Below are 19,498 nucleotides of genomic sequence, written 5' to 3' on the forward strand. Positions count from 1 at the left end.
CCACCGGCGGAGACCATGACCACCCCCTGGACCACCACCCCGCTCACCGCGGACCTCGTGCGCGGCGCCCTCGACCTGGAGCGCACCGCGCACGGACTGCTGCCGCACCGGCTGCCCGCCCGGGCCCGGGCGCAGTACCTCGACCCACAGCTCGCCTCGGCGGAGTCACAGCCCTCCGGCGTACGGCTGGTCTTCCGCACCCGCGCCACCGCCGTCGAGCTGGACACGCTGCCCACCAAGCGGGTCTACGTGGGCGTCCCGCCCCGCCCGGACGGCGTCTACGACCTGCTCGTGGACGGCGAGCCGGCCGGTCAGGCCACCGTGGCCGGCGGCAACACCCTCACCATCGACATGACCACCGGGTCCTTCGAGTCACGGCCCGGACCACCCGGCACGGTCCGTTTCGACGGGCTGCCCGACCGGGTCAAGGTCGTCGAGATCTGGCTGCCGCACAACGAGACCACCGAACTCGTCGCCCTGCGCACCGACGCCCCGGTCGAGCCCGTGCCCATGGACCCGGACCGCCCGGTGTGGCTGCACCACGGCAGTTCGATCAGCCACGGCTCCGACGCCGCGAGCCCCACCGCCACCTGGCCCGCGCTCGCCGCCTCCCTCGGCGGCGCGGAGCTGATCAATCTGGGCCTGGGCGGCAGCGCCCTGCTCGACCCGTTCACCGCCCGGGCGATGCGGGACACCCCCGCCGATCTGATCAGCCTGAAGATCGGCATCAATCTGGTGAACCTCGACCTGATGCGGCTGCGGGCCTTCACCCCCGCCGTCCACGGGTTCCTGGACACCCTCCGGGAGGGCCATCCCGCCACCCCGCTGCTGGTGATCTCCCCCATCCTGTGCCCCATCCACGAGGACACCCCGGGCCCCGGCGTTCCGGACTTCTCCACCCTCGGCACCGGACAGCTGCGGTTCCGGGCGACCGGCGACCCGGATGAGATCGCCTGGGGCAAGCTCACCCTGAACGTCATCCGTGACGAACTCGCCCGGATCGTCGAGCAGCGCGCCGCCGAGGACCCGCATCTGCACTACCTCGACGGCCGTGCCCTCTACGGCGGGTCCGACGCCGCCGAGCTGCCGCTGCCGGACGGTCTGCACCCGGACGCCGCCACCCACCGCCGGATGGGCGAGCGCTTCGCCGAACTCGCCTTCGGCGGCGGCGGTCCGTTCGCGGGCGCCCGCGCCTGAGGCGTCAGAGCCCGTCGGAGGACGGGTGGTGACTCTCCGGCGGGGCGAGATAGGTGGCGGGAAGCCCGCCGGTGTCGATCACGATCTGGTCGACGGCGATCGCCGGGTCCACCATCAGCAGGCGCAGGACATGCTCGCCGGGCTCGTCCACGGTGACGGTGGTGGTCAGCTTCTCGATCCCCTCCTCGACGTTGCGGGCCCAGGCGTCGCCCCGGTTGCCGGTGGCGACGGCCTGCCCGGACAGGACGGTGGCGGGCTGGTCGTCGAGGGCGACGGCCAGGCGCCGCCTGCCGCGCTCGTCGAGGGAGGGCAGCCGGAAGACGGTCACCGGGAACGTGCCGGTGCTGCTGAACCGCACCCGGTACCACAGCTCCGGCGCCCGTCCCTCGGTGATCGGCGCGGCCGTGGACGGCACGGTCTGCACGGCGGCCGTACGGCGGCCCAGTCCGCGGACCGTCTCCCAGCGGGCGCCGCCCCGCGCCACCCGGCCGTCGAAGTGCGCAGCCTCGATCGAGACGTACCCGTGCGCCTCGACGAACCCGCGGGCGCGCCGCCGCGCCCGCTCCCCGTCGTTGCGCACCCGCACGGGGACGACGACGCTCGTCCCGCCGCCGGTGACGGTGACCGCCGCCTCGTGCGCGCCCTCGGGCGCCCGCTCCCAGTCGACGTCCGCCCACACCCGGATCTGGTCGGTGAGGGTGCCCGAGGCGGTGCTCAGCCGCAGCCAGGGATGGCTGGTCGTCGCGGTCCACTCCAGGGGCAGGAAGCCGGTGTTGAAGACGTCGAGGAAGCGGCGGTCGCGGGTGTAGGAGGAGAAGGACAGCGGCCGTTCGACGCCCGTCTCGTTGCCCTCGGACGCCACGCCGAGGCCCGAGGTCTCCTGCCGGGGGACCCGGGTCACGGCAGGGCGGCCGGGTGCCTTCGGGATCTGGGAGGGGTACGGGTTGACGATCCCGTCCCATTTCCCGCCGGCGACCTCGGTGTTGTAGCGGCGGGTGAGCGCGACCTCGTCGGCGTGCGCGGCCAGCGCGAGATCGGCGTAGACGTTGGTGCCCGCGCCCCGGCCCTGCCGGACGGCGAGCGCGTTGCGGTCGGCCCAGTGGTACTTGAGGTTCATCAGGTACGCCCCGTGCACCGGGTACTCGACCAGCTCGAAGTAGGCGTCCCGGTAGGCGGCGGGCAGCCGGGCGCCGAGCGCACGCGTCCGCTCCAGCAGCTCCTCGTAGGCGGTCATCCGGCGACCGCCCTCGTCACCGTGGTGGACCAGCGAGTAGGTGCCGCGGTCGACGAACTCCGGGCGCCGCTCTGCGGCGAGCCGGTAGTACTCCGTGCGGATCCGGGCGATCTCGGCGCCGTACCGGCCGCCGAACTGCCGTCCGGTCCACTCGACGAGGAAGTCCTCGACGGTGTCGGCGTCCCAGCGGTCCACGTCCCAGGCCATGTCCAGGCAGAACGACAGGCCTGTCTCGATGGACTTGATGTCGCCCACGTTGAAGATCCACATCCGGTCGACCCGGTGGTCGTAGGCCCGGCGCAGTTCCTGCCACACCTTGCTCAACTGGGTGGTGTCCAGCCAGAGATAGCTCTTGGGCCGTCCCCAGTAGGACAGGTGGTAGTAGATCCCGTGGCCGCCGGGGCGGCGCCGCTCCTCGGCGTCGGGCAGCTGGCGCATGTTGCCGTGGTTGTCGTCCGGCCAGATCAGGGTGACGTCGTCGGGGACCCGGACGCCCGCGTTGTAGAGGTCCAGGACCTCCTTGTACGGGATGAAGATCTGCGGCTCGGCCGCGGCGCCGACCTCCTCGGCCAGGATGCGCCGCTGGTCGGCGATGATGTCGTTCATCACCGCGACCTTCTCCTCGATCGTGGTGGCGTACTTCGTCTCCAGCGCCGAGTCGTGCAGCCCGCGCATGCCGAGGGTCCAGCTGCTCTCGTACGCCGCGTTCTGCCGGGCCCGGGCCCGCCAGTAGGCGGAGATCACCTCGGGATTCACCGTGTAGTCGTACACCGGCAGGGTGCCGTCGGTGCCCTTGTGCTCCTCGGCCCACGGCGCCCATTCGTGCACGCCGTTGCGGAGCATGGCCTCGGGGTGGCTGGAGCCGACGACGATGCCGTAGGCGTCGGCGAGGCGGGGGTTCTCCGGGTGCTTGTTGAAGAAGTCGGAGTACGGATGCATCGCGGGCCAGAGGTAGTTGGCCTTCGGCCGGAGCAGCAGCTCGAAGATCCGCTCGTAGGTGCGGGGGCCGATGTTCTTGTCCGGCTCCTGGGTGCGGTGCGACCACGTGGTGAGGTTCTGCTCGTCGTTGACGAAGATCCCGCGGTAGCGGACGGACGGTTCGGGCCGCAGCTGCGGGCGGGCCGGGACGGTCACCGTGTCGCGGTGCTCCACGGGGACGTCGGCCCACCAGTACCAGGGGGAGACGCCGATGCGCTCCGAGGTGTCGTAGACGCCGTAGATCGTGCCGCGCCGGTCGCTGCCCGCGATCACGAGGGCGCGCTCCACGCCGGGCATCGGGTGCTCCACGACCTGGGTGACGGAGGCCTCCCAGCGGCCGCGCACCCGGAAGACGTCCAGGCGTCCGGCGGCGGCGAGCCGGTCCACGACGGGACTCGAACCGAGGGTGCCCACGACGACGAGACCGGCGGCCCGCTCCGGCGGGGTGTGCACCAGCCGCGGCCGGACGCCGCTCACCCGCTCCACGTCGGCCTGCAGGTCGCCGGCCGCGCGGACGACGGCGGGGTCGTCGGCGGCGTCCACGAAGATGTCGGTGGCGGCCCCGTCCCGGACGAGCGGGAAGCCGGAGGAGTCGGCGGCCGCGTGCGGCGTGCCCGGCAGGGCGACGGGCAGGAACGGGGCAACGCCCGCGGCGGCCATGCCCCGCAGGAACGACTTCCGGGTCCATCCCGGGGGCGGCTCGTTGTGCGGCACGAGGGTCACCTTCCTGGAAGCGGGGCAGAAAGCGCTTTCGCAAGGAGCTTTCGCGACTGTAGGTGAGGGGTGTTGACGCGTCCAGAGGGGCGGGTGGGGCGAAATCCGGTCAGGGGAGGGCTCTGCGGGTGGGGCTGCCGGAGGCAGGACGTCCAGGGGTGCTTCTCCGCCGAGCGCATCGGCAGCGCCGGCGTCGCCGCCGTACGGGAGGCGCTGACCGCCGACTGGGGTGAGCCGCCGCTCGTCACGGCACCCTGAGCGCGTCACACCCCTGGCGTCCGGCCTGCCGGTCTGCGAACGTCACGGCGGCGGGATCACGGTGCCGAATCCGTGATCCCGGCACGCCTGACCGTCAGCCACCCCGTCGACGCGGTGGCGGAAGGAGCGGACCGATGAGCACTGCGGTGTCCAGCACGACTCTTGTCGCCGATCCGTCCGGTGCGGCCACGGACACGATCGGCGTCCTGGTCGTCGACGACGACTTCAGGGTGGCGAAGGTGCATCGCGCCTACGTGGAACGGGTCCGGCCGTTCCGGGTCGTGGGCGTCGCGGGCAGCGGCCAGGAGGCCGTGGACGCCGTGGACGACCTGCGCCCGGACCTCGTGCTGCTGGATCTCTACCTGCCGGATGTCTTCGGCCTGGACGTCATCCCCCGCCTGCGCTCCGCCGGGCACGACTGCGACGTGATGGTGATCAGCGCGGCCCGGGAGGCGGACGCGGTGCGCGGCGCGGTACGGCAGGGTGTCGTCGACTATCTCCTCAAGCCGTTCGACTTCGCCGACCTGCGGGTGCGGCTGGAACGTTACGTCGCGCAGCGCGGCCGGCGGGAGAACGCCGTCGTACGCGGGCAGGCCGACGTGGACCGGGTGCTCGCCGGGGCAGCCCTGCCGGCGCCGGTCACCGGGACGCTGCCGAAGGGCATGAGCGTGGAGACCGCGGACCTGGTGGAACGCGCGCTCCGCGGCGCGGACGGCACCCTCTCCGCGAGCGAGTGCGCCTCCCTGACCGGGTTGTCACGGGTCAGCGCCCGTCGCTATCTGGAGTACTTCCATACGACGGGCAGCGCGGAGGTGTCGCTGCGGTACGGCGTGGCGGGGCGGCCGGAGCGGCGGTACGGCTGGCGGGGCTGAGGCGGCGGGACCGGCTGCCGGCTCAGGCGATGAGCGCCTGGTCCGCCGGGTCCGGACCCAGTCGGTCCAGCAGGTGATCCAGGTGCAGTTCGGCTATGGGGGCCATCAGGTCGGGGTGACGGAGCAGCGCCGCGGCGTCCCGGTCGCGGACGCCGGGCTCGATCAGGCGGCGGAACCCGACCGGCGAACCGGCGGGCTCCGCGCCCTCGGTCACCACGGCCACCGCCTGCCGGGCCAGTTCCGGGTCGGTGAGCAGACAGGCGGCCCAGCTGGCCACGACCTCGTCCACCCAGGTGCGCCAGGCGGCGTCGTCATCGTGCGCGTCGCCCGCCGCGTCCGCGCCGGTGACCCAGTCCAGGCGGGCCGAGCCGCCAGGGCCGGCCATCGCTACCAGCGCCGCGTCCGTCCGCGTGGGGTAACGCAGCAGTGCCGCGACCGTCACCGCCTGCCGCGCCTGCGCCTCGCACAGGGCGGCGGCGAACGCACCGCCGGACGCCGGGTAGGCACGCGTCAGCCACTGGGCGGTCGCCGCGATGAGCGGGGTCAGGTCTGTGAGCACTGGCGGGCCGTCCGAGCTGCCGGGAAACAGGGATCGGACAAAACGGTATCTCGGGGACCGCGGAGATGGACATGGCCCGGATCTCTTCCGGGGCGTGGCTTCGCCCACATTCGGGGGGACGGGCTGCGTCCCTCGGACCTGCGGCAGGCGGCGCCCGGAGAGGCACCGGCCCCGACCGACGGAGGCGACCCGAGCAGGCTCGCCCCGGGCCGACAGGCGGAAGGCGACCTGAGCAGGCTCCCCCCGGACCGACGGGCGGAAGGCGCCCCGAACAGGCCCACCCCGGACCGACGGGCGGAAGGCGCCCCGAACAGGCCCACCCCGGACCGACGGGCGGAAGGCGCCCCGAACAGGCCCACCCCGGCCGACCGACGACAGGCACACCCGCCAGACGGGCCCGACCGACCGACAGCAGGCGACAGCCCCGACAACCAACGCCCGGGCCGACCGACGACAGGCACACCCGCCAGACGGGCCCGACCGACCGACAGCAGGCGACAGCCCCGACAACCAACGCCCGGGCCGACCGGCGTCAGGCCGCAGGCCGCAGGCCGCAGGCCGCAGGCCGCAGGCCGCAGGCCGCAGGCCGCAGGCCGCAGGCCGCAGGCCGCAGGCCGCAGGCCGCAGGGAAACGACAGGCGGCCCCGGATAGGCACCGCCCCGACCGACCGGCGGCAGACGGCGGGCGGGACGCGTAGGCGACAGGCGGCAGTCACGAGGCGGCGGACGGCAGGCGACAAGCGGCGGGCGGCCCAGCCACGCACCGCCTAGCCCCGCACCGCCCAGCCACCCCGCCCGCTCACCGGCCCATCAGCCCCGCCGCCACCGTCGCCCCCAGTTCCCAGCACGCCTCCAGGTCGGTCTTGGTGGGCTCGCCGGTCACGGTCAGTGGCTCGGCGGCGCGGCGCCAGCCGAGGCCGGTGGTGATCGACTCGATGCCGCGGACGGCTCCGGTGACGTCGCTGCCGCCGTGCACGTAGTAGCCGAAGGGCCGGCCTCGGGTCTCGTCCAGGCACGGGTAGTAGACCTGGTCGAAGAAGTGCTTGAGCGCGCCGGACATGTAGCCGAGATTCGCGGGCGTGCCCAGCAGATAGCCGTCGGCGGCCAGCACGTCGGACGCGGTGGCGGACAGGGCCGCGCGCCGCTCGACGCGGACGTTCTCGATCTCCGGCGTCGTCGCCCCGGCGAGGACGGCTTCGAGGAGCGCCTGGCAGTTGGGCGACGGGGTGTGATGCACGATCAGCAAGGTGGCCACGGCGGAACCCTAACTCCCGTTGTCATCCCGCTTCCCCGGGTGCGACGATGCCCGCCACGACCACGCCGGAGGAGGCATTGTGACCGACGGGGACCACCGGCCGGACGCGGCTGCCGTGTTCGACGCGCTCGGCGCCGCGTACGAGAAGGCGTTCGCCGGATCGGAGGCGCACCGGGCGTCGCTCGAGTGGCTGCTGGAGCGGCTGGAGCCGGGCAGCAGGGTGCTCGATGTGGGCAGCGGGACGGGGCGGCCGACGGCCGAGACGCTGGCCGGGGCGGGCCATCGGGTGCTGGGGGTGGACGTCTCCCCGGTGATGGTGGAGCTGGCGCGGCGGCAGGTAACCGACGCCGAGTTCCGGTGCGCCGACATCCGTGAGCTGCCGCTCGCGGACGGCTCCTACGACGCGGTCTGCGTGTACTTCTCGCTGCTCCAGATGGACCGCGAGGAACAGTCCGGCCTGGTCGGGCGGCTGGCGCGGGCGGTGCGCCCGGGCGGGCACCTGGTGCTGGCGACGGTGCCCGTCGACGTGGAGGGCGTCGACGTCGTGTTCATGGGGCAGCCGGTCCGGGTGACCAGCTTCGCCGCCGGGGACTTCACCGCGCTGGCGGGCGCGGCGGGCCTGACGGTGCTCCGCGAGGAGCAGACGCTGTTCACGCCGGCCCACCCCGAGGCCGTACCGGAGCCGCATCTGTTCCTGTACGCCCGGCGCGACTGACGCCGGCCGGCGCGGGACGATGGCCGTGACGCCACGGAAAGGGGTCCGGCCATGCGCGACACGGCGATCGTGGAGGCTCCGTCCGTGCTCGGCCTGCGACCGACCGGCGTCCAGGACCTTCCGGCGGCGCTGCTCGACGCCGGGCTGGCGACCCTTGCCGGTGCCGTGCGCGCCGGGCGGGTGGAGCCGCCGCCGTACGACGCCCGGCGGGACCCGGAGACCGGCGTGCTCAACCCCGCCGGTCTGGTGGCGTACTCGGTGCGGCTCGCGGACGCGGTCGGCGCCGTCCTGGACACGGGGCGCTTCCCGCTGGTCCTCGGCGGCGACTGCAGCATCCTGCTGGGCAATCTGCTCGCCCTCAGGCGCCGGGGACGGTACGGCCTGCTCTTCCTGGACGGGCACACCGACTTCTACCAGCCGTCGGCGGAACCGGCCGGGGAGGCGGCCTCCATGGAGCTGGCCCTGGTCACCGGCCGCGGCCCCAGCCTGCTGACCGATCTCGAAGGGCGTGGGCCCCTGGTGCGGGACGAGGACGTCGCCGTACTCGGCTTCCGGGACGCCGACGAATCCGGCCGGGCGGGGATGCAGCCGCTGCCGCCCCGGCTGTACGCGATCGACCTGGACGGCGTCCGAGCCGTCGGCGCGGGCGAGGCGGCCCGGCAGGCGGTCGGGCGGCTCGCCGACGTCCGCTACTGGGTCCATCTGGACGTCGACGTGCTCGACGACGCGATCATGCCGGCCGTTGACTACCGGCTGCCCGGCGGGCTGGCCTGGGCGGAGCTGACCGAGATGCTGCGCACGGCGCTGGCCGACGAGCGGGCGGTCGGCCTCGACGTGACCATCTTCAATCCGCGCCTGGACCCCGACGGGATCCTCGCGGCCCGCCTTGCGCGCTGTCTACGCCGCGGACTGAGTGTCGACGAGCCAATGGTGTGAGTAAGGGTGGGAGTGATGACGGCATCACCTCGACCGGACGGCAGCGCCTCGCCCCGCGACCAGGCCGGAGGGCCGAGTCGTCAGGGCCGGGGCGTCGGTGTTTCAGCCGAGGGCGCCGAGAAGCTCCTCGCAGGCCTGTGCACAGGAGCGGCAGGCCTCGGCGCACAGGCGGCAGTGTTCGTGCTGGTCGGCGTGGGTGGCGCACTCGTCGGCGCAGGCCGTGCAGGCGGTGGCGCAGGCTTGCAGGATCGCGCGGGTGACGTGGGCGTCGTAGCCGGTGTGGCGGGACAGGACGGACGCGGTGGCGTTGCAGATGTCGGCGCAGTCCATGTCGGTGCGGATGCACTTGGTCAGGTCGCCGACCATGCCCTCGGAGAGACAGGCGTCCGCGCAGGCGGTACACGCCTGGGCACAGGCGACGCACTCCTCGATGCACCGGGTGAGCTTGGCGCGGTCGACATCGCCGAGGTCGGCCGGGTAGGTGGCGAGCATGTCCTTGACCGTGGTCATGACGGACCCCTCCTCTTGGCGCCGGGGGGCGGGCAGTCGGACCCTTGCCGAATAGCCGCCGTCAGCAGGGCCAAACGCGCGAATCGCGCCCCCCTTCACCGGCTGGCGTCTCGCGACCGGATACGGTCTGGAGGGAATGCCGAGACGGCGGAGAAGGGGATCGAGCGTGCGGGCGAGCCGGTGCGTGCGGACGGCAGGCGCCTTCGGGCAGCTGCTGCTCGTCGTCGTGCTCACGCTCGGCGTCTTCGTGATGCACACCCTCGGACATCCGGACGACTCGTCCGGCACAGCGGCGATCTCCGCGGCGCCCATGAAGATGTCTCCGGAGATGTCCCGTCCGGAGAGGGCAGGTCATCCGGCGGAGCACACGTCGACGCACTCGTCCGACACCCCGTCGACCTCCCATGAGCCGACCTCCCACGAACCCGGCATGGCCATGGACATGGCCTCGCTGTGCGTGGCGGTCATGCTCGGCGGGTGGGTGCTCGCCACGCTCCTGAAAGCGGCGTTCACCCGGCGCCGCGAGTGGCTGGCGAAGCTGCTCGCCCAGGTGGCCGCCGTACAGCGGCCCAATCCCCCGCCACGCGGACCCGATCTCACCCGGTTGTCGGTGCTGCGGCTGTAGGCCGAATCGCCTGCGCGGGCGCGCGCCTACGTGCCCCCGCGATCTCGCGTACGCCAAAAACGGCCACCAGAACAGCAACAGAACCGACATACGAGGTGAAATCCACCATGACTGCGTTCACGCGCGCCCTGCACCGCAACCCCGCCCGCCGTATCGCCGCCGCCGGCCTCGTCACCGCCGGGGCCCTGTTCCTCACCGCCTGCGGCGGGGACGACATGAGCGGCATGGACCACGGCAGCGACACCGGCTCCGCGTCGGCGACCGCCAAGACCGGGGCCGAGGCCGGGGCCGGCGCTGAGGCCGGGACCGAGGCCGGTGACTTCAACGACGCCGACGTCACCTTCGCCCAGCAGATGATCCCGCACCACGAGCAGGCCCTGGAGATGGCGCGGCTCGCCGACGGCCGCGCCTCGGACGCGGAGATCAAGGACATCGCCGGAAAGATCGAGCAGGCCCAGGACCCGGAGATCCGCACCATGAAGGGCTGGCTGCGGTCCTGGAAGCAGCCGACCGCCGCGGAGTCCATGCCGGGCATGGACCACAGCGCTCACGGCAGCGGTGACGGCATGATGTCCGACACGGACATGGAACGGCTGAAGGGCATGAAGGGCGCCGCCTTCGACAAGGCCTTCGCCGAGATGATGATCGAGCACCACAACGGCGCGATCAGCATGGCCCAGGACGAGCAGAAGGACGGCGCGAACGCCGACGCCAAGAAGATGGCCGACGACATCGTCAAGGGACAGTCCGCCGAGGTCGAGCAGCTGCGGGACATCCTCGACCGGCTCTGATCCGGCGGATCACCAGGCCCCGCACCGGTACGTCGGGCTCCGGCCCGCGTCAGTCGTGCGGGGCCTTCCCGCTGACCCGGTGGTCGGCGTGGCTGAGGGCTTCCATGACGAGGCGGCGCAGATGGCCGTCGCGCAGGCTGTAGTGGATGTGCCGCCCCTCGCGGCGGGACTCCACCAGCCCGGCGAGCCGGAGCTTGGCCAGGTGCTGGCTCACCGCCGTACGCGACGCCGCGCAGCGCTCGGTGAGCGAGCCGACGTCGGACTCCCCCTGCGCCAGCAGCCACAGCAGATGCAGCCGGGTGGGGTCGGCGAGCATCGCGAACACCTCGGTGGCCTCCGCGAGGCGCGCGCTGTCCGGAGGGCGCAGATGCGTGTCGAGTGCGGGTGACACGGACTCGCGAGCAGGCATGCGTACAGCCTAGAGGCTGCGCGGCGTGACACATGACGATGCGTTCATGTGGGCATGGCTTTCATTATCACTTACCATCGTTTCCGCGCACCGGCGCGGTGCGCCGCGACACCACTGGAGGTGATCTGCCGTGAGCGGCCGTACGACACGGCAGCGAGCGGCCGTGCTCGACGGCCTGACGCGCTGCCACGACTTCGTGTCCGCACAGGAGTTGCACGCCCGGCTGACCGCCCACGGCGTCTCCATCGGCCTGACCACCGTCTACCGCTCCCTGCGCCACTTGGTGGCGACCGGCGGCGTCGACGTCGTCCGGGACACGGCGGGCGAGCGGCTGTACCGCCCCCGGCCCGGCGACGAGCACCGGCACTATCTGATCTGCCGCCACTGCGGATTCAGCCGCCCGCTGGACAGCGCGGTCGTGGAGGAGTGGGCCGAACGCGTCTCGGCCGACACGGGGTTCGCCGCGGTGGAGCACACCGTGGAACTCACCGGTGTGTGCGCCGACTGCCAGGTGGCCGCCTGAGGCGGTCCGGGCGCGGTTCCGGCAGGGGCCGAAGGCTCGCTTATTCTTCTCATAAGGCCGCCTTATGAGCCCATAGGTCGGACCCGCGTACCGACTTAGGCATGCCTTAGCTTAGGCTTCCCCGCGAGTCGCTTGTCATCGCTCGAAGGGAACCTGATCATGCCCCGCCCTCTGCGGGTAGCCATCGTCGGAGCCGGCCCCGCCGGGATCTACGCCGCCGACGCCCTGCTCAAGTCCGACGTGGCCGCCGAACCCGGTGTGTCCATCGACCTCTTCGAGCGGATGCCGGCGCCGTTCGGACTGATCCGCTACGGCGTCGCCCCCGACCACCCCCGGATCAAGGGCATCATCACCGCCCTCCACCAGGTGCTCGACAAGCCGCAGATCCGCCTCTTCGGCAACGTCGACTACGGCACCGACATCAGCCTGGACGACCTGCGGTCGTTCTACGACGCGGTGATCTTCTCCACCGGTGCGATGGCGGACCGCGCGCTGTCCATCCCCGGCATCGACCTCGACGGCTCCTACGGCGCCGCCGACTTCGTCTCCTGGTACGACGGCCACCCGGACGTGCCGCGCACCTGGCCGCTCGAGGCCGAGAAGGTCGCCGTCCTCGGCGTCGGCAACGTCGCCCTCGACATCGCGCGCATCCTCGCCAAGACGGCCGACGAGCTGCTGCCGACCGAGATCCCGCCGAACGTCTACGAGGGGCTCAAGGCCAACAAGGCCCTGGAGGTCCACGTCTTCGGCCGCCGTGGCCCGGCGCAGGCGAAGTTCAGCCCGATGGAGCTGCGCGAGCTGGACCACTCCCCCAACATCGAGGTCATCGTCGACCCCGAGGACATCGACTACGACGAGGGCTCGATCGAGACCCGGCGTGGCAACAAGCAGGCCGACATGGTCGCCAAGACGCTGGAGAACTGGGCGATCCGCGACGTCGGCGACCGCCCGCACAAGCTCTTCCTGCACTTCTTCGAGTCGCCCACCGAGATCCTGGGCGAGGACGGCAAGGTCGTGGGCCTGCGCACCGAGCGCACGGAACTCGACGGCACCGGCAACGTCAAGGGCACCGGCAAGTTCACGGACTGGGACGTCACCGCCGTCTACCGCGCCGTCGGCTACCTCTCCGACAAGCTGCCGAAGCTGCCCTGGGACATCGACTCCGGCACGGTGCCCGATGAGGGCGGCCGGGTCATCGAGGAGGGCGGCAACCACCTGCAGTCGGTGTACGTCACCGGCTGGATCCGGCGCGGCCCGGTGGGCCTCATCGGGCACACCAAGGGGGACGCCAACGAGACCGTCGCCAACCTGCTGGACGACTTCGCCAACGGGCGTCTCCAGACGCCGGAGGCGCCCGCGCCCGAGGCCGTGGAGGCCTTCCTGGCCGAGCGGGACATCCGCTTCACCACCTGGGAGGGCTGGTACAAGCTGGACGCCGCGGAGAAGGCGCTGGGCGAGCCGCAGGGCCGCGAGCGGGTGAAGATCGTCGAGCGTGAGGACATGCTCAAGGCGAGCGGCGCGTAAGCGCGACACGTCGGCGTCTTCGCCGTCCGAGGGGCCCGGTGGCTGTGCCGCCGGGCCCCTTTCGCGTGCTCAGGCTCCGTCCCGCACGGCCCGGGCGAACAGCTCGTGCGGCGGGACGGGTGGCAGCAGCCGGAGGAAGGGCGCGTGCACGTCCTTGCCGGAGGCGGAGGCCAAGTGGGCGGCCAGCTTGCGGCGTTCGAGCGGCAGATGGGGCGCCTTCGCGTCCAGCCACTCGCCGGGGACGAAAGCCGTGCGTCCCGCCCGGGCCCGGCGGCCGGTCTCGACCGCGCCCGCGGCGACCAGCTCGGCCTGGGCGGCCTTGTGGCGGGCGGCCGTCCAGCCGTTCCAGCGGCGTATGTCGCGGTCGGTGGGGCGGGCGAGGGCCAGCAGTTGCAGATACAGGGCGGCGGCGTCCGCGCCGACGCCGAGGTCCCGCGCGGTGTCGGCGACCAGGTCGGGCGCGCACTGCGCGGGGTTCGCCTCGTACCCGCCCGGAGGGACCGGGGTGGCGGCCGCGCGGGTGGCCATCCGGTCGAGTCCGTCGAACAGCGCCCGGGTCTTCTCCAGCCGTTCGCGCAGCCAGGCCAGGCCCGGCTCGTCGCACAGGCCGACCGCCCGCTCCCATCGCCCGCTCTCGGACAGGGCGGCCGGGCGCAGGAACACATCACCGGCGGGCACGGCGACCACGAAGAGCCCGTCGTCGACCGCCGTGGACGGGCCGGTGACACCGTCGAGCAGCGGGTGCGGACAGGGCAGCACGGTGCCGTCGTAGGGCCTGAACAGCGGGTCGGCGGCGGCCTTCCGGGCGAGCGCTGCGTACTGTCCGAGCGGGACGAGGGTGCCCGGATCGTCGAGTTGTGCGCGCAGGCGGGCATACAGCTTCAGGGCGCCTTCGGCGGCCGGATCGCCGACCGGTCGCTCGGTGAGGGCCCAGGCGATGACCGAGGCCGCCTCCAGGTGGGCGGGCCTGGTGATCGGCACCCAGTCGCCCGCGGTGCCGTCCGCGCGGGTCAGATGCAGATCGAGGCCGCCTCTGCGGTCGCCGACCAGGACGAAGCCGTGGTGCTCCGACGGGGCCTTGCCGTGCGGGAGGCCGCGAGCCCAGTCGGCGCCCAGGCCCAGGTCCGCCTCCAGGGCGTCGGCCAACTCCTCGTCGACGTACGGGGAGGTGCCGAGCCGTGTCGCCCAGGCGTCGGCCATGCGCGCGGCGGCCGCGGTGACACCGCCGTGGGTCCACAGCTCGGCGGGGTCCTCGGGCAGGCCCGCCGCGAGGACGGCGCGCCGCCCGGCGTCGCCCAGCCGGTACCAGAAACCGTCGTACTCCCTCGCCAGCGTCTTGTTGGCCCGGTAGGGCGCCGAGCGCAGCATCTTCTCGTGCTCGCGGTGGTTCTCCCTGCGCGGGAGTCCGGCGAGGACGAGCGCGGCGATCGTGCGCCGCACGCCGGTGCGCCAGGAGAAGACGGCCAGGGCCTCCGGCGGGACGGTGAAGGGCCCTTGGCGCTCGATCAGGTCCAGCAGACTCGGCAGGCGGGTGCTGTCGTCGCGGGCGACGGTGACGGTCTCGGCCTCCTCACAGGCGTCCGGGGCGGGGTCGGCCGCGTGCTGGACGAAGCGGGCCAGTCCGCCACGGTCGGGCCCGGCCGCCACCCGGTGGCCGGCGGACCTGAGTGCCGCCAAGTGCTGCTCGGCGGCCCGGCCGGTGCGCCAGCTGGTGCCGCGTGCGGCGAAGGGCTGTCCGCTCCAGGTGGCGAGGAGTGCCGTGAGGGCGGCGCGGTCGGCGGGCGGGGTGGTGTCGACGGCGGCACGCCAGGCGACGGCGTCGATCCGGCCGAGCAGGGCCTGCCATTCGGCGGGGCGGGAGGACGGTGCCAGGTGCCGGGTCTCCTCGTCGATCTCGCCGCGCAGATGGCGTCCGTCGGCGGCGAGGGCCGTCAGGGTGCCCGGGTGCGGCTCGGGCCGGTACGCCTCGTACGGGCGCAGGTCGGGCAGCAAGCCGGACAGGGCGGGCGCGAGGTCGGTGTCGGGCACCGGGGCCGTGAGGTCCACGACGGGTCCGGCGCGCATCACGCCGACGCGCCGGGACAGCTCCTCGCGGCGGCGCAGCACGTCGGCGGCCGTACGGGCCGCGCGGACGACACCGTCCACGATCCGGGGCTCGGTGACGTCGGGAAGGATCCGGGTCACCCGCGCCCGCAGGTCCTGGTCGCCGTCCTCGGCCCGCTCCCGGGCCGCGTCCAGCAGGGCGCGTACGGCCTCGGCGCCGACCGTGCGCAGGGCCTTGGAGGAGCGCTCGTCGCGCGGGGTGAGGAAGTGCCAGAAGGCGGGCGGCGGGACGGGGCCGCGGCCGTCGCCGAAGGTGCTGGTGCGGGGGCGGCCGGAGCCGGGAAAGCCGTGCACCTGCCAGAGCAGCGAGTTGTCCTCGGCGGCGTGGCAGCGGATCGTCTCCTGCCCGACCAGGACGGCGTCCTCGCCGCCGTACGGCAGGCCGATGACGCCCCAGGGGCGGCGGCCGGGCCGTCGGCTGCGGTAGCGGGCGCGGCGGCCGTCGATGGACTCCAGGACGAAGTCGGTGGGTGACGGGCCCGCGTAGGGCGTGCGGTTGAGGACGCGGCAGCCGACGAGCCGTCCGTCCTGGCCGAGCGGGGACGGCGGGGCGCCCTCGGGGAGGGCGGCGAGGAGCTGACCGTCCTCGAACTCCTCCATGCCCGGCGGGACCTCGCCCGCGCGGTGGAAGTCGGGCAGCGTGCGGTCGGTGCCCCGGGCGCCGGTGGCGGGGTCGAAGCGGGTCCAGTTGCCGCGCGAGTGGAACACCTCGGCGCTCCAGAACCGCTGTCCGTCGCTCATCTGGAGTTCGTGGTGGCCGATGCCCTCCTTGCCGCCGGGGCGCAGGACCCGCTCGCCGTCGTGGCGTCCGCTGCGGTCCGGGGTTTCGAACTGGAAGCCGTAGCCGCCCTGGATGATGCCGCCGTAGGGCCGGAGGCCGATCTTGTGCTCCGGTTCGAAGACGTCTTCGGGGTGGTCGGACCAGAAGGCCAGGTCGCCGAAGCCGTGCCGGCTGTCGCAGGTCCAGCTGACCAGGAACCGGCCGCCCGCGTAGTGCACGGCGTGGGTGGTGGCGTCGTCGGGCAGGCGGAAGGTGCAGGAGGCGCGTGGACCCGCGTGGTCGACGGCGACGGCGCGGTCGGAGCCGTACACGGTCAGGACGGGCCAGGTGCTGGTGACGCGGACCGTCTCGCCGGGCGGGAAGCCGGCCAGGGCCTCTTCCAGGGCGGGCCAGCCGAGTTCCTCGGGGAGGCCGGAGCGCAGGGCGCGGGCGAGGGGGCCGGTGAGGTCGAGTTCGGCCAAGGCCTCGTCGATGCCGTCGAGGGCGGTGGCCGTGGGGCGGTCCAGCAGGGTGCGCAGTTCGTCCACCGCCTCGTCGGCGGCGGCGAGTCCCCCGCCGCGCAGCGCGGTGAGCAGGCTCTCGACGCGGGTGTGCACCTCGGCGGCGATGCCCGCGTTCTTCGGCAGCCGGGTGATGGCCGTGCCCGCGCCGCGCAGACCGGCGTGCACGGTGCCTTCCAGACGGCGGCCGAAGACGGGGTCGGCGGCGAGGGCCTTGAGGTCGCGGCGCGACCGGTCGTCCCAGAAGTGCAGGCGGACGGTGTCGCCCGGGTCCTCGACCGGGATGCCCTCGGCCAGGCAGACGTCGAGGAGGTCGGCGTCCAGGCCCGGCCAGCGGTACTGGTCCTCGTGGAGCCGTACCGGGGTGCCCGCGGCGCGCAGGCGGGGCGCGAACCGGGCGACGACGTCGAAGAGTTCAGGCGGCATGGGCTGGCGGACCACTCCACCGCCGGAGGGCCGATGGGAGTAGGTGCGCGTGTAGGTGCCGAGCCAGCCGGCGAGGCCGCCCTCCGGGGTCACCTCGCCGGCGACCGCCGCGTCCACGGCGCCGCAGCGCAGCAGGAGCCGCAGCCAGGCCGCGGCGTCGTTCCTGCTCTGCGGGAACAGGTCGAGCAGGGCCGCGAGCACGGCGGTGTTCTGCGGGTGGTCGGCGAGCGGTCCGGCGGCCGCCTCCAGCAGGGCGTCGGGGACGGCCTTTCCGCGTGCCGCGCCCAGGGCGTGCGCCAGCAGCCGGGCGTCCTCGGCGGTACCGAGTCCGGCGGCGCGGGCGGAGGCGCGCACCCGGCGGGCCAGGTCGGCGGGCAGCTCACCGGGTGACGCGGCCCAGGCCGTGAGGAGCGCGGCGAACTCCCGGTGGGCGTCGGCCGGTTCGAGCCGGGTGCTCAGCCGGCGCTGGTGGTCGCCCAGCTCCTTGACGGGGAGGGCTCCCGCGCGGGCAAACAGCAGGACGTTCCCCTGGTGCCAGTCGGGGTCCACGGGCAGGGCGTGGGTGCGCTCGGCGGTGCGGGCCAGGGTGAACGCGCGGGCAGCCGTCTTGGGGTGCCGACTGAGCAGCCGGTGCCCCACCATGTCCCAGAACCACGGCAGATGGGCCGGAGGCAGGGCGCTCGCGTGACGCCTCAAGGTGTCGACGCAACGTCCCATCTTCGGATACGCCGACGAGATGGCTGCCCGTACGACGTCGAGGAGTTCGCGCGCGGCGCGAGCGGCGCCCGGTTCGTGCGCCGTGACCCAATCGACGTGCACGGCGGACGTGTTGGGATCCGAGGGGAGTGGGACCTGCGTGACCATGCGACCGATCTTGGCACGCGCCACTGACAATCGGTCCGCCGCCGCTCAGCCCCTCGTCGACTCTCCCACACCGTCGCTCATGCCCCGGCCCGGCTCCCGTGCGCCGACGACCGCCAGCGCCGTCACGAGCAGTCCGAGAACCGCCGCCTGGGCCAGCGTGCCGCCGATCAGCGGCGCGGGCGCCACGTCCAGCCACGGGTACACCGCGGCGACCCGTACCGCGAACAGCAGCAGCCCCAGTGCGGCCAGCGCGAAGGCCTCGCCGGGCTCGCCCGTCTCCCCGCGCCGGGTGCGCAGGACGAGCCAGGCGAGCGCGCCGACGGCGAAGCAGGCGGCCGGCGCCCAGACGGCGTCGGCGGCGTCGGGCCCGAGCACGATCGAGGCGCCCATGACGACACAGGCGGCCAGGAAGAGGAGTCCCGGCGAGCCGCCGGGGACGGTGGCCGCCGGTGCGTCGCGGTGGTGGGCCGCACACAGCGCGAGTGCCGGGAGCCAGGCGAAGAGCGCGGCCGTGAGGGCGTATCCGGGGTCCGGCGGCACCGACTCACCGAGCAGCGGTCCGACGAGCGGCCAGAGTGTGGGCAGCGCGGCCGTCAGCACCGCCGCGCGGGCGAGCCGCCTGCGGTCGTGGACGAGGGCGAAGTACCCGGCCGTCCACAGCAGCGGCAGCGTCCACTGGGCGACGGCGAGCGCGCCCTGCGCGGGGCCGTGGCCGGTGATGCCGAACAGGAACACAGCCTCTTCGTCTTCGCCGCGGCTCGACGCCCAGGTGAGCGCGAGCGCCCAGTCGACGACGGCGGAGGCCGCCTGGAGCAGCACCGCGTAGAGGGCGAAGACGCGGACGGCGGAGCCGAGCCTGGCGTAGACCCGGGGCGCGCCGGGGGCGCCGAGCCGGGTGCGTACCGCGAGTGCGGCGATGCTCGCGACCTCGCCGAGGGCGGGGCGGCTCTGCTCCTGGTCCTCCGGGTCGATGCCCCACAGGTACGTCTCGACCATCTCCTCCTCGCGGGCCTCCCGGTAGTACGCGGGGAGCAGTCGCAGGACCGCGCGGTAGCGGGCTTCGAGCAGGGTCGTCATGCCAGTCCTCCGGCGAGTCCGGGGCCCGGGGCGGGCGGAAGGTCGGTTCCGGTGGCACCGGGGGCGCGGCGGCCCTCGGCGATCCGCCGCTTGGCGGCTCCTGCGCCGGCTGCCAGCCGGTCCGCCTCCGCCTCCAGGGCGCGCACGCCCTCGTCGGTGACGCGGTAGTAGCGCCGGAGGCGGCCCTGCTGGATCTCCTCGCGGTCCAGCACGATCAGCCCGTCGGCGGTGAGCCGGTCCAGCACGCCGTACAGCGTCCCGACCCGCAGCTGCACCGCGCCGTCGGACAGTTCCTCGACCTCGCGCAGGATCCCGTAGCCGTGCCGCGGCTGATCGGCCAGGGCCGTCAGCACGAAGAACGCCGCCTGCGTCATGTTCCTCGATGCCATGCGGCCATGATATCTCGGCTTCCGATATATATCGACGTAGCGAGGCACACTCTCAGGGTTACGGAGCTGGTGCGGAAGGGTGGGCGGGGCGTCGAGGAGGTCGGTCACTCGGGAGGGTGAATCGCCTGGTGCGACGGGGCCTCGGGGATTCCCGGCGGTGCGGCGGCGGGCGGGACCGGGCGCGCCGGTCGACCGGGCACCCCGGTTGATCGTCACCCGGGTGGGGCAACGATACTGGCAGACGCACGACGACCCCGC

17 protein-coding genes are annotated in these 19,498 nt (G+C 73.6%); 9 read left to right on the forward strand and 8 right to left on the reverse strand.

The annotated features are described in order from the left end of the window. Positions 1–15: 15 nt before the first annotated feature. Positions 16–1,197 (forward strand): GDSL-type esterase/lipase family protein, encoded by a 1,182-nt coding sequence (locus tag ACZ42A_RS25230; protein WP_468529514.1) that lies wholly within the window; start codon positions 16–18, stop codon positions 1,195–1,197. A 4-nt stretch (positions 1,198–1,201) separates the two neighbouring features. Here the strand turns inward: ACZ42A_RS25230 and ACZ42A_RS25235 are convergent, their stop codons facing one another. Beyond that, a complete protein-coding gene (locus tag ACZ42A_RS25235) occupies positions 1,202–4,069 on the reverse strand; it encodes a glycosyl hydrolase 115 family protein (RefSeq protein ID WP_468529618.1) in 2,868 nt (955 codons plus the stop codon). 126 nt (positions 4,070–4,195) lie between these two features. Here ACZ42A_RS25235 and ACZ42A_RS25240 point away from each other — a divergent pair, with 126 nt between their 5' ends. Both ACZ42A_RS25240 and ACZ42A_RS25245 read left to right on the forward strand, forming a co-directional pair. After that, complete coding sequence (locus ACZ42A_RS25240) at positions 4,196–4,381, forward strand: hypothetical protein (protein WP_468529515.1); 186 nt, start codon at positions 4,196–4,198, stop codon at positions 4,379–4,381. A gap of 134 nt (positions 4,382–4,515) precedes the next feature. Then, positions 4,516–5,253 carry a response regulator gene (locus ACZ42A_RS25245; RefSeq protein WP_468529516.1) on the forward strand — a complete coding sequence of 246 codons (738 nt, stop codon included), beginning with the start codon at positions 4,516–4,518 and terminating at the stop codon, positions 5,251–5,253. Between the two features lie 22 nt (positions 5,254–5,275). Here ACZ42A_RS25245 and ACZ42A_RS25250 read toward each other — a convergent pair whose 3' ends face one another. Together ACZ42A_RS25250 and ACZ42A_RS25255 are read right to left on the reverse strand one after the other, a co-directional pair. Next, positions 5,276–5,812, reverse strand: a complete 537-nt coding sequence (locus tag ACZ42A_RS25250) for a hypothetical protein (RefSeq protein WP_468529517.1) — start codon at positions 5,810–5,812, stop codon at positions 5,276–5,278. Positions 5,813–6,611: 799 nt separating this feature from the next. Continuing rightward, positions 6,612–7,067 carry a flavodoxin family protein gene (locus ACZ42A_RS25255; RefSeq protein WP_468529518.1) on the reverse strand — a complete coding sequence of 152 codons (456 nt, stop codon included), beginning with the start codon at positions 7,065–7,067 and terminating at the stop codon, positions 6,612–6,614. A 79-nt stretch (positions 7,068–7,146) separates the two neighbouring features. Here ACZ42A_RS25255 and ACZ42A_RS25260 point away from each other — a divergent pair, with 79 nt between their 5' ends. Together ACZ42A_RS25260 and ACZ42A_RS25265 are read left to right on the forward strand one after the other, a co-directional pair. Next, positions 7,147–7,782, forward strand: coding sequence for a class I SAM-dependent methyltransferase (locus tag ACZ42A_RS25260; RefSeq protein ID WP_468529519.1), 636 nt, complete (start codon positions 7,147–7,149; stop codon positions 7,780–7,782). A gap of 51 nt (positions 7,783–7,833) precedes the next feature. Beyond that, a complete protein-coding gene (locus ACZ42A_RS25265) occupies positions 7,834–8,718 on the forward strand; it encodes an arginase family protein (protein ID WP_468529520.1) in 885 nt (294 codons plus the stop codon). 102 nt (positions 8,719–8,820) lie between these two features. Here ACZ42A_RS25265 and ACZ42A_RS25270 read toward each other — a convergent pair whose 3' ends face one another. Beyond that, positions 8,821–9,228 (reverse strand): four-helix bundle copper-binding protein, encoded by a 408-nt coding sequence (locus ACZ42A_RS25270; RefSeq protein WP_468529521.1) that lies wholly within the window; start codon positions 9,226–9,228, stop codon positions 8,821–8,823. Between the two features lie 184 nt (positions 9,229–9,412). On the opposite strand from ACZ42A_RS25270, the gene ACZ42A_RS25275 reads away from it, so the two are divergent. Together ACZ42A_RS25275 and ACZ42A_RS25280 are read left to right on the forward strand one after the other, a co-directional pair. Next, the gene (locus ACZ42A_RS25275) at positions 9,413–9,853 is read left to right on the forward strand and encodes a DUF6153 family protein (RefSeq protein WP_468529522.1); all 441 of its coding nucleotides are present in this window, start codon (positions 9,413–9,415) and stop codon (positions 9,851–9,853) included. Positions 9,854–9,960: 107 nt separating this feature from the next. Then, positions 9,961–10,644, forward strand: coding sequence for a DUF305 domain-containing protein (locus tag ACZ42A_RS25280; protein ID WP_468529523.1), 684 nt, complete (start codon positions 9,961–9,963; stop codon positions 10,642–10,644). A 49-nt stretch (positions 10,645–10,693) separates the two neighbouring features. Here the strand turns inward: ACZ42A_RS25280 and ACZ42A_RS25285 are convergent, their stop codons facing one another. After that, positions 10,694–11,053 (reverse strand): ArsR/SmtB family transcription factor, encoded by a 360-nt coding sequence (locus ACZ42A_RS25285; RefSeq protein WP_468529524.1) that lies wholly within the window; start codon positions 11,051–11,053, stop codon positions 10,694–10,696. A 130-nt stretch (positions 11,054–11,183) separates the two neighbouring features. On the opposite strand from ACZ42A_RS25285, the gene ACZ42A_RS25290 reads away from it, so the two are divergent. Together ACZ42A_RS25290 and ACZ42A_RS25295 are read left to right on the forward strand one after the other, a co-directional pair. Continuing rightward, positions 11,184–11,576, forward strand: a complete 393-nt coding sequence (locus tag ACZ42A_RS25290) for a Fur family transcriptional regulator (protein WP_468529525.1) — start codon at positions 11,184–11,186, stop codon at positions 11,574–11,576. A 159-nt stretch (positions 11,577–11,735) separates the two neighbouring features. Continuing rightward, positions 11,736–13,100: an FAD-dependent oxidoreductase gene (locus ACZ42A_RS25295; RefSeq protein WP_468529526.1), complete on the forward strand. Its 1,365-nt coding sequence runs from the start codon at positions 11,736–11,738 to the stop codon at positions 13,098–13,100. 69 nt (positions 13,101–13,169) lie between these two features. Here the strand turns inward: ACZ42A_RS25295 and ACZ42A_RS25300 are convergent, their stop codons facing one another. The 3 genes from ACZ42A_RS25300 to ACZ42A_RS25310 are packed head-to-tail and all read right to left on the reverse strand — an operon-like array spanning position 13,170 to position 19,225. Further along, positions 13,170–17,774 (reverse strand): hypothetical protein, encoded by a 4,605-nt coding sequence (locus ACZ42A_RS25300; protein ID WP_468529527.1) that lies wholly within the window; start codon positions 17,772–17,774, stop codon positions 13,170–13,172. Positions 17,775–17,819: 45 nt separating this feature from the next. Next, positions 17,820–18,851 carry a hypothetical protein gene (locus ACZ42A_RS25305; protein ID WP_468529528.1) on the reverse strand — a complete coding sequence of 344 codons (1,032 nt, stop codon included), beginning with the start codon at positions 18,849–18,851 and terminating at the stop codon, positions 17,820–17,822. Beyond that, positions 18,848–19,225, reverse strand: coding sequence for a PadR family transcriptional regulator (locus ACZ42A_RS25310; protein WP_468529619.1), 378 nt, complete (start codon positions 19,223–19,225; stop codon positions 18,848–18,850). Before ACZ42A_RS25310 ends, ACZ42A_RS25305 begins: the two co-directional genes overlap by 4 nt. Positions 19,226–19,498 lie beyond the last annotated feature (273 nt).

The organism is Streptomyces sp. NPDC030838 (genome assembly GCF_055572035.1).

Excerpts from the sequence above, each read along its gene's own strand:
- ACZ42A_RS25230 (WP_468529514.1), top strand. The coding sequence starts at position 16 with ATGACCACCCCCTGGACCACCACCCCGCTCACCGCGGACCTCGTGCGC.
- ACZ42A_RS25235 (WP_468529618.1), bottom strand. The coding sequence starts at position 4,069 with ATGGCCGCCGCGGGCGTTGCCCCGTTCCTGCCCGTCGCCCTGCCGGGC.
- ACZ42A_RS25245 (WP_468529516.1), top strand. The coding sequence starts at position 4,516 with ATGAGCACTGCGGTGTCCAGCACGACTCTTGTCGCCGATCCGTCCGGT.
- ACZ42A_RS25265 (WP_468529520.1), top strand. The coding sequence starts at position 7,834 with ATGCGCGACACGGCGATCGTGGAGGCTCCGTCCGTGCTCGGCCTGCGA.
- ACZ42A_RS25270 (WP_468529521.1), bottom strand. The coding sequence starts at position 9,228 with ATGACCACGGTCAAGGACATGCTCGCCACCTACCCGGCCGACCTCGGC.
- ACZ42A_RS25280 (WP_468529523.1), top strand. The coding sequence starts at position 9,961 with ATGACTGCGTTCACGCGCGCCCTGCACCGCAACCCCGCCCGCCGTATC.
- ACZ42A_RS25285 (WP_468529524.1), bottom strand. The coding sequence starts at position 11,053 with ATGCCTGCTCGCGAGTCCGTGTCACCCGCACTCGACACGCATCTGCGC.
- ACZ42A_RS25295 (WP_468529526.1), top strand. The coding sequence starts at position 11,736 with ATGCCCCGCCCTCTGCGGGTAGCCATCGTCGGAGCCGGCCCCGCCGGG.
- ACZ42A_RS25300 (WP_468529527.1), bottom strand. The coding sequence starts at position 17,774 with ATGGTCACGCAGGTCCCACTCCCCTCGGATCCCAACACGTCCGCCGTG.
- ACZ42A_RS25305 (WP_468529528.1), bottom strand. The coding sequence starts at position 18,851 with ATGACGACCCTGCTCGAAGCCCGCTACCGCGCGGTCCTGCGACTGCTC.
- ACZ42A_RS25310 (WP_468529619.1), bottom strand. The coding sequence starts at position 19,225 with ATGACGCAGGCGGCGTTCTTCGTGCTGACGGCCCTGGCCGATCAGCCG.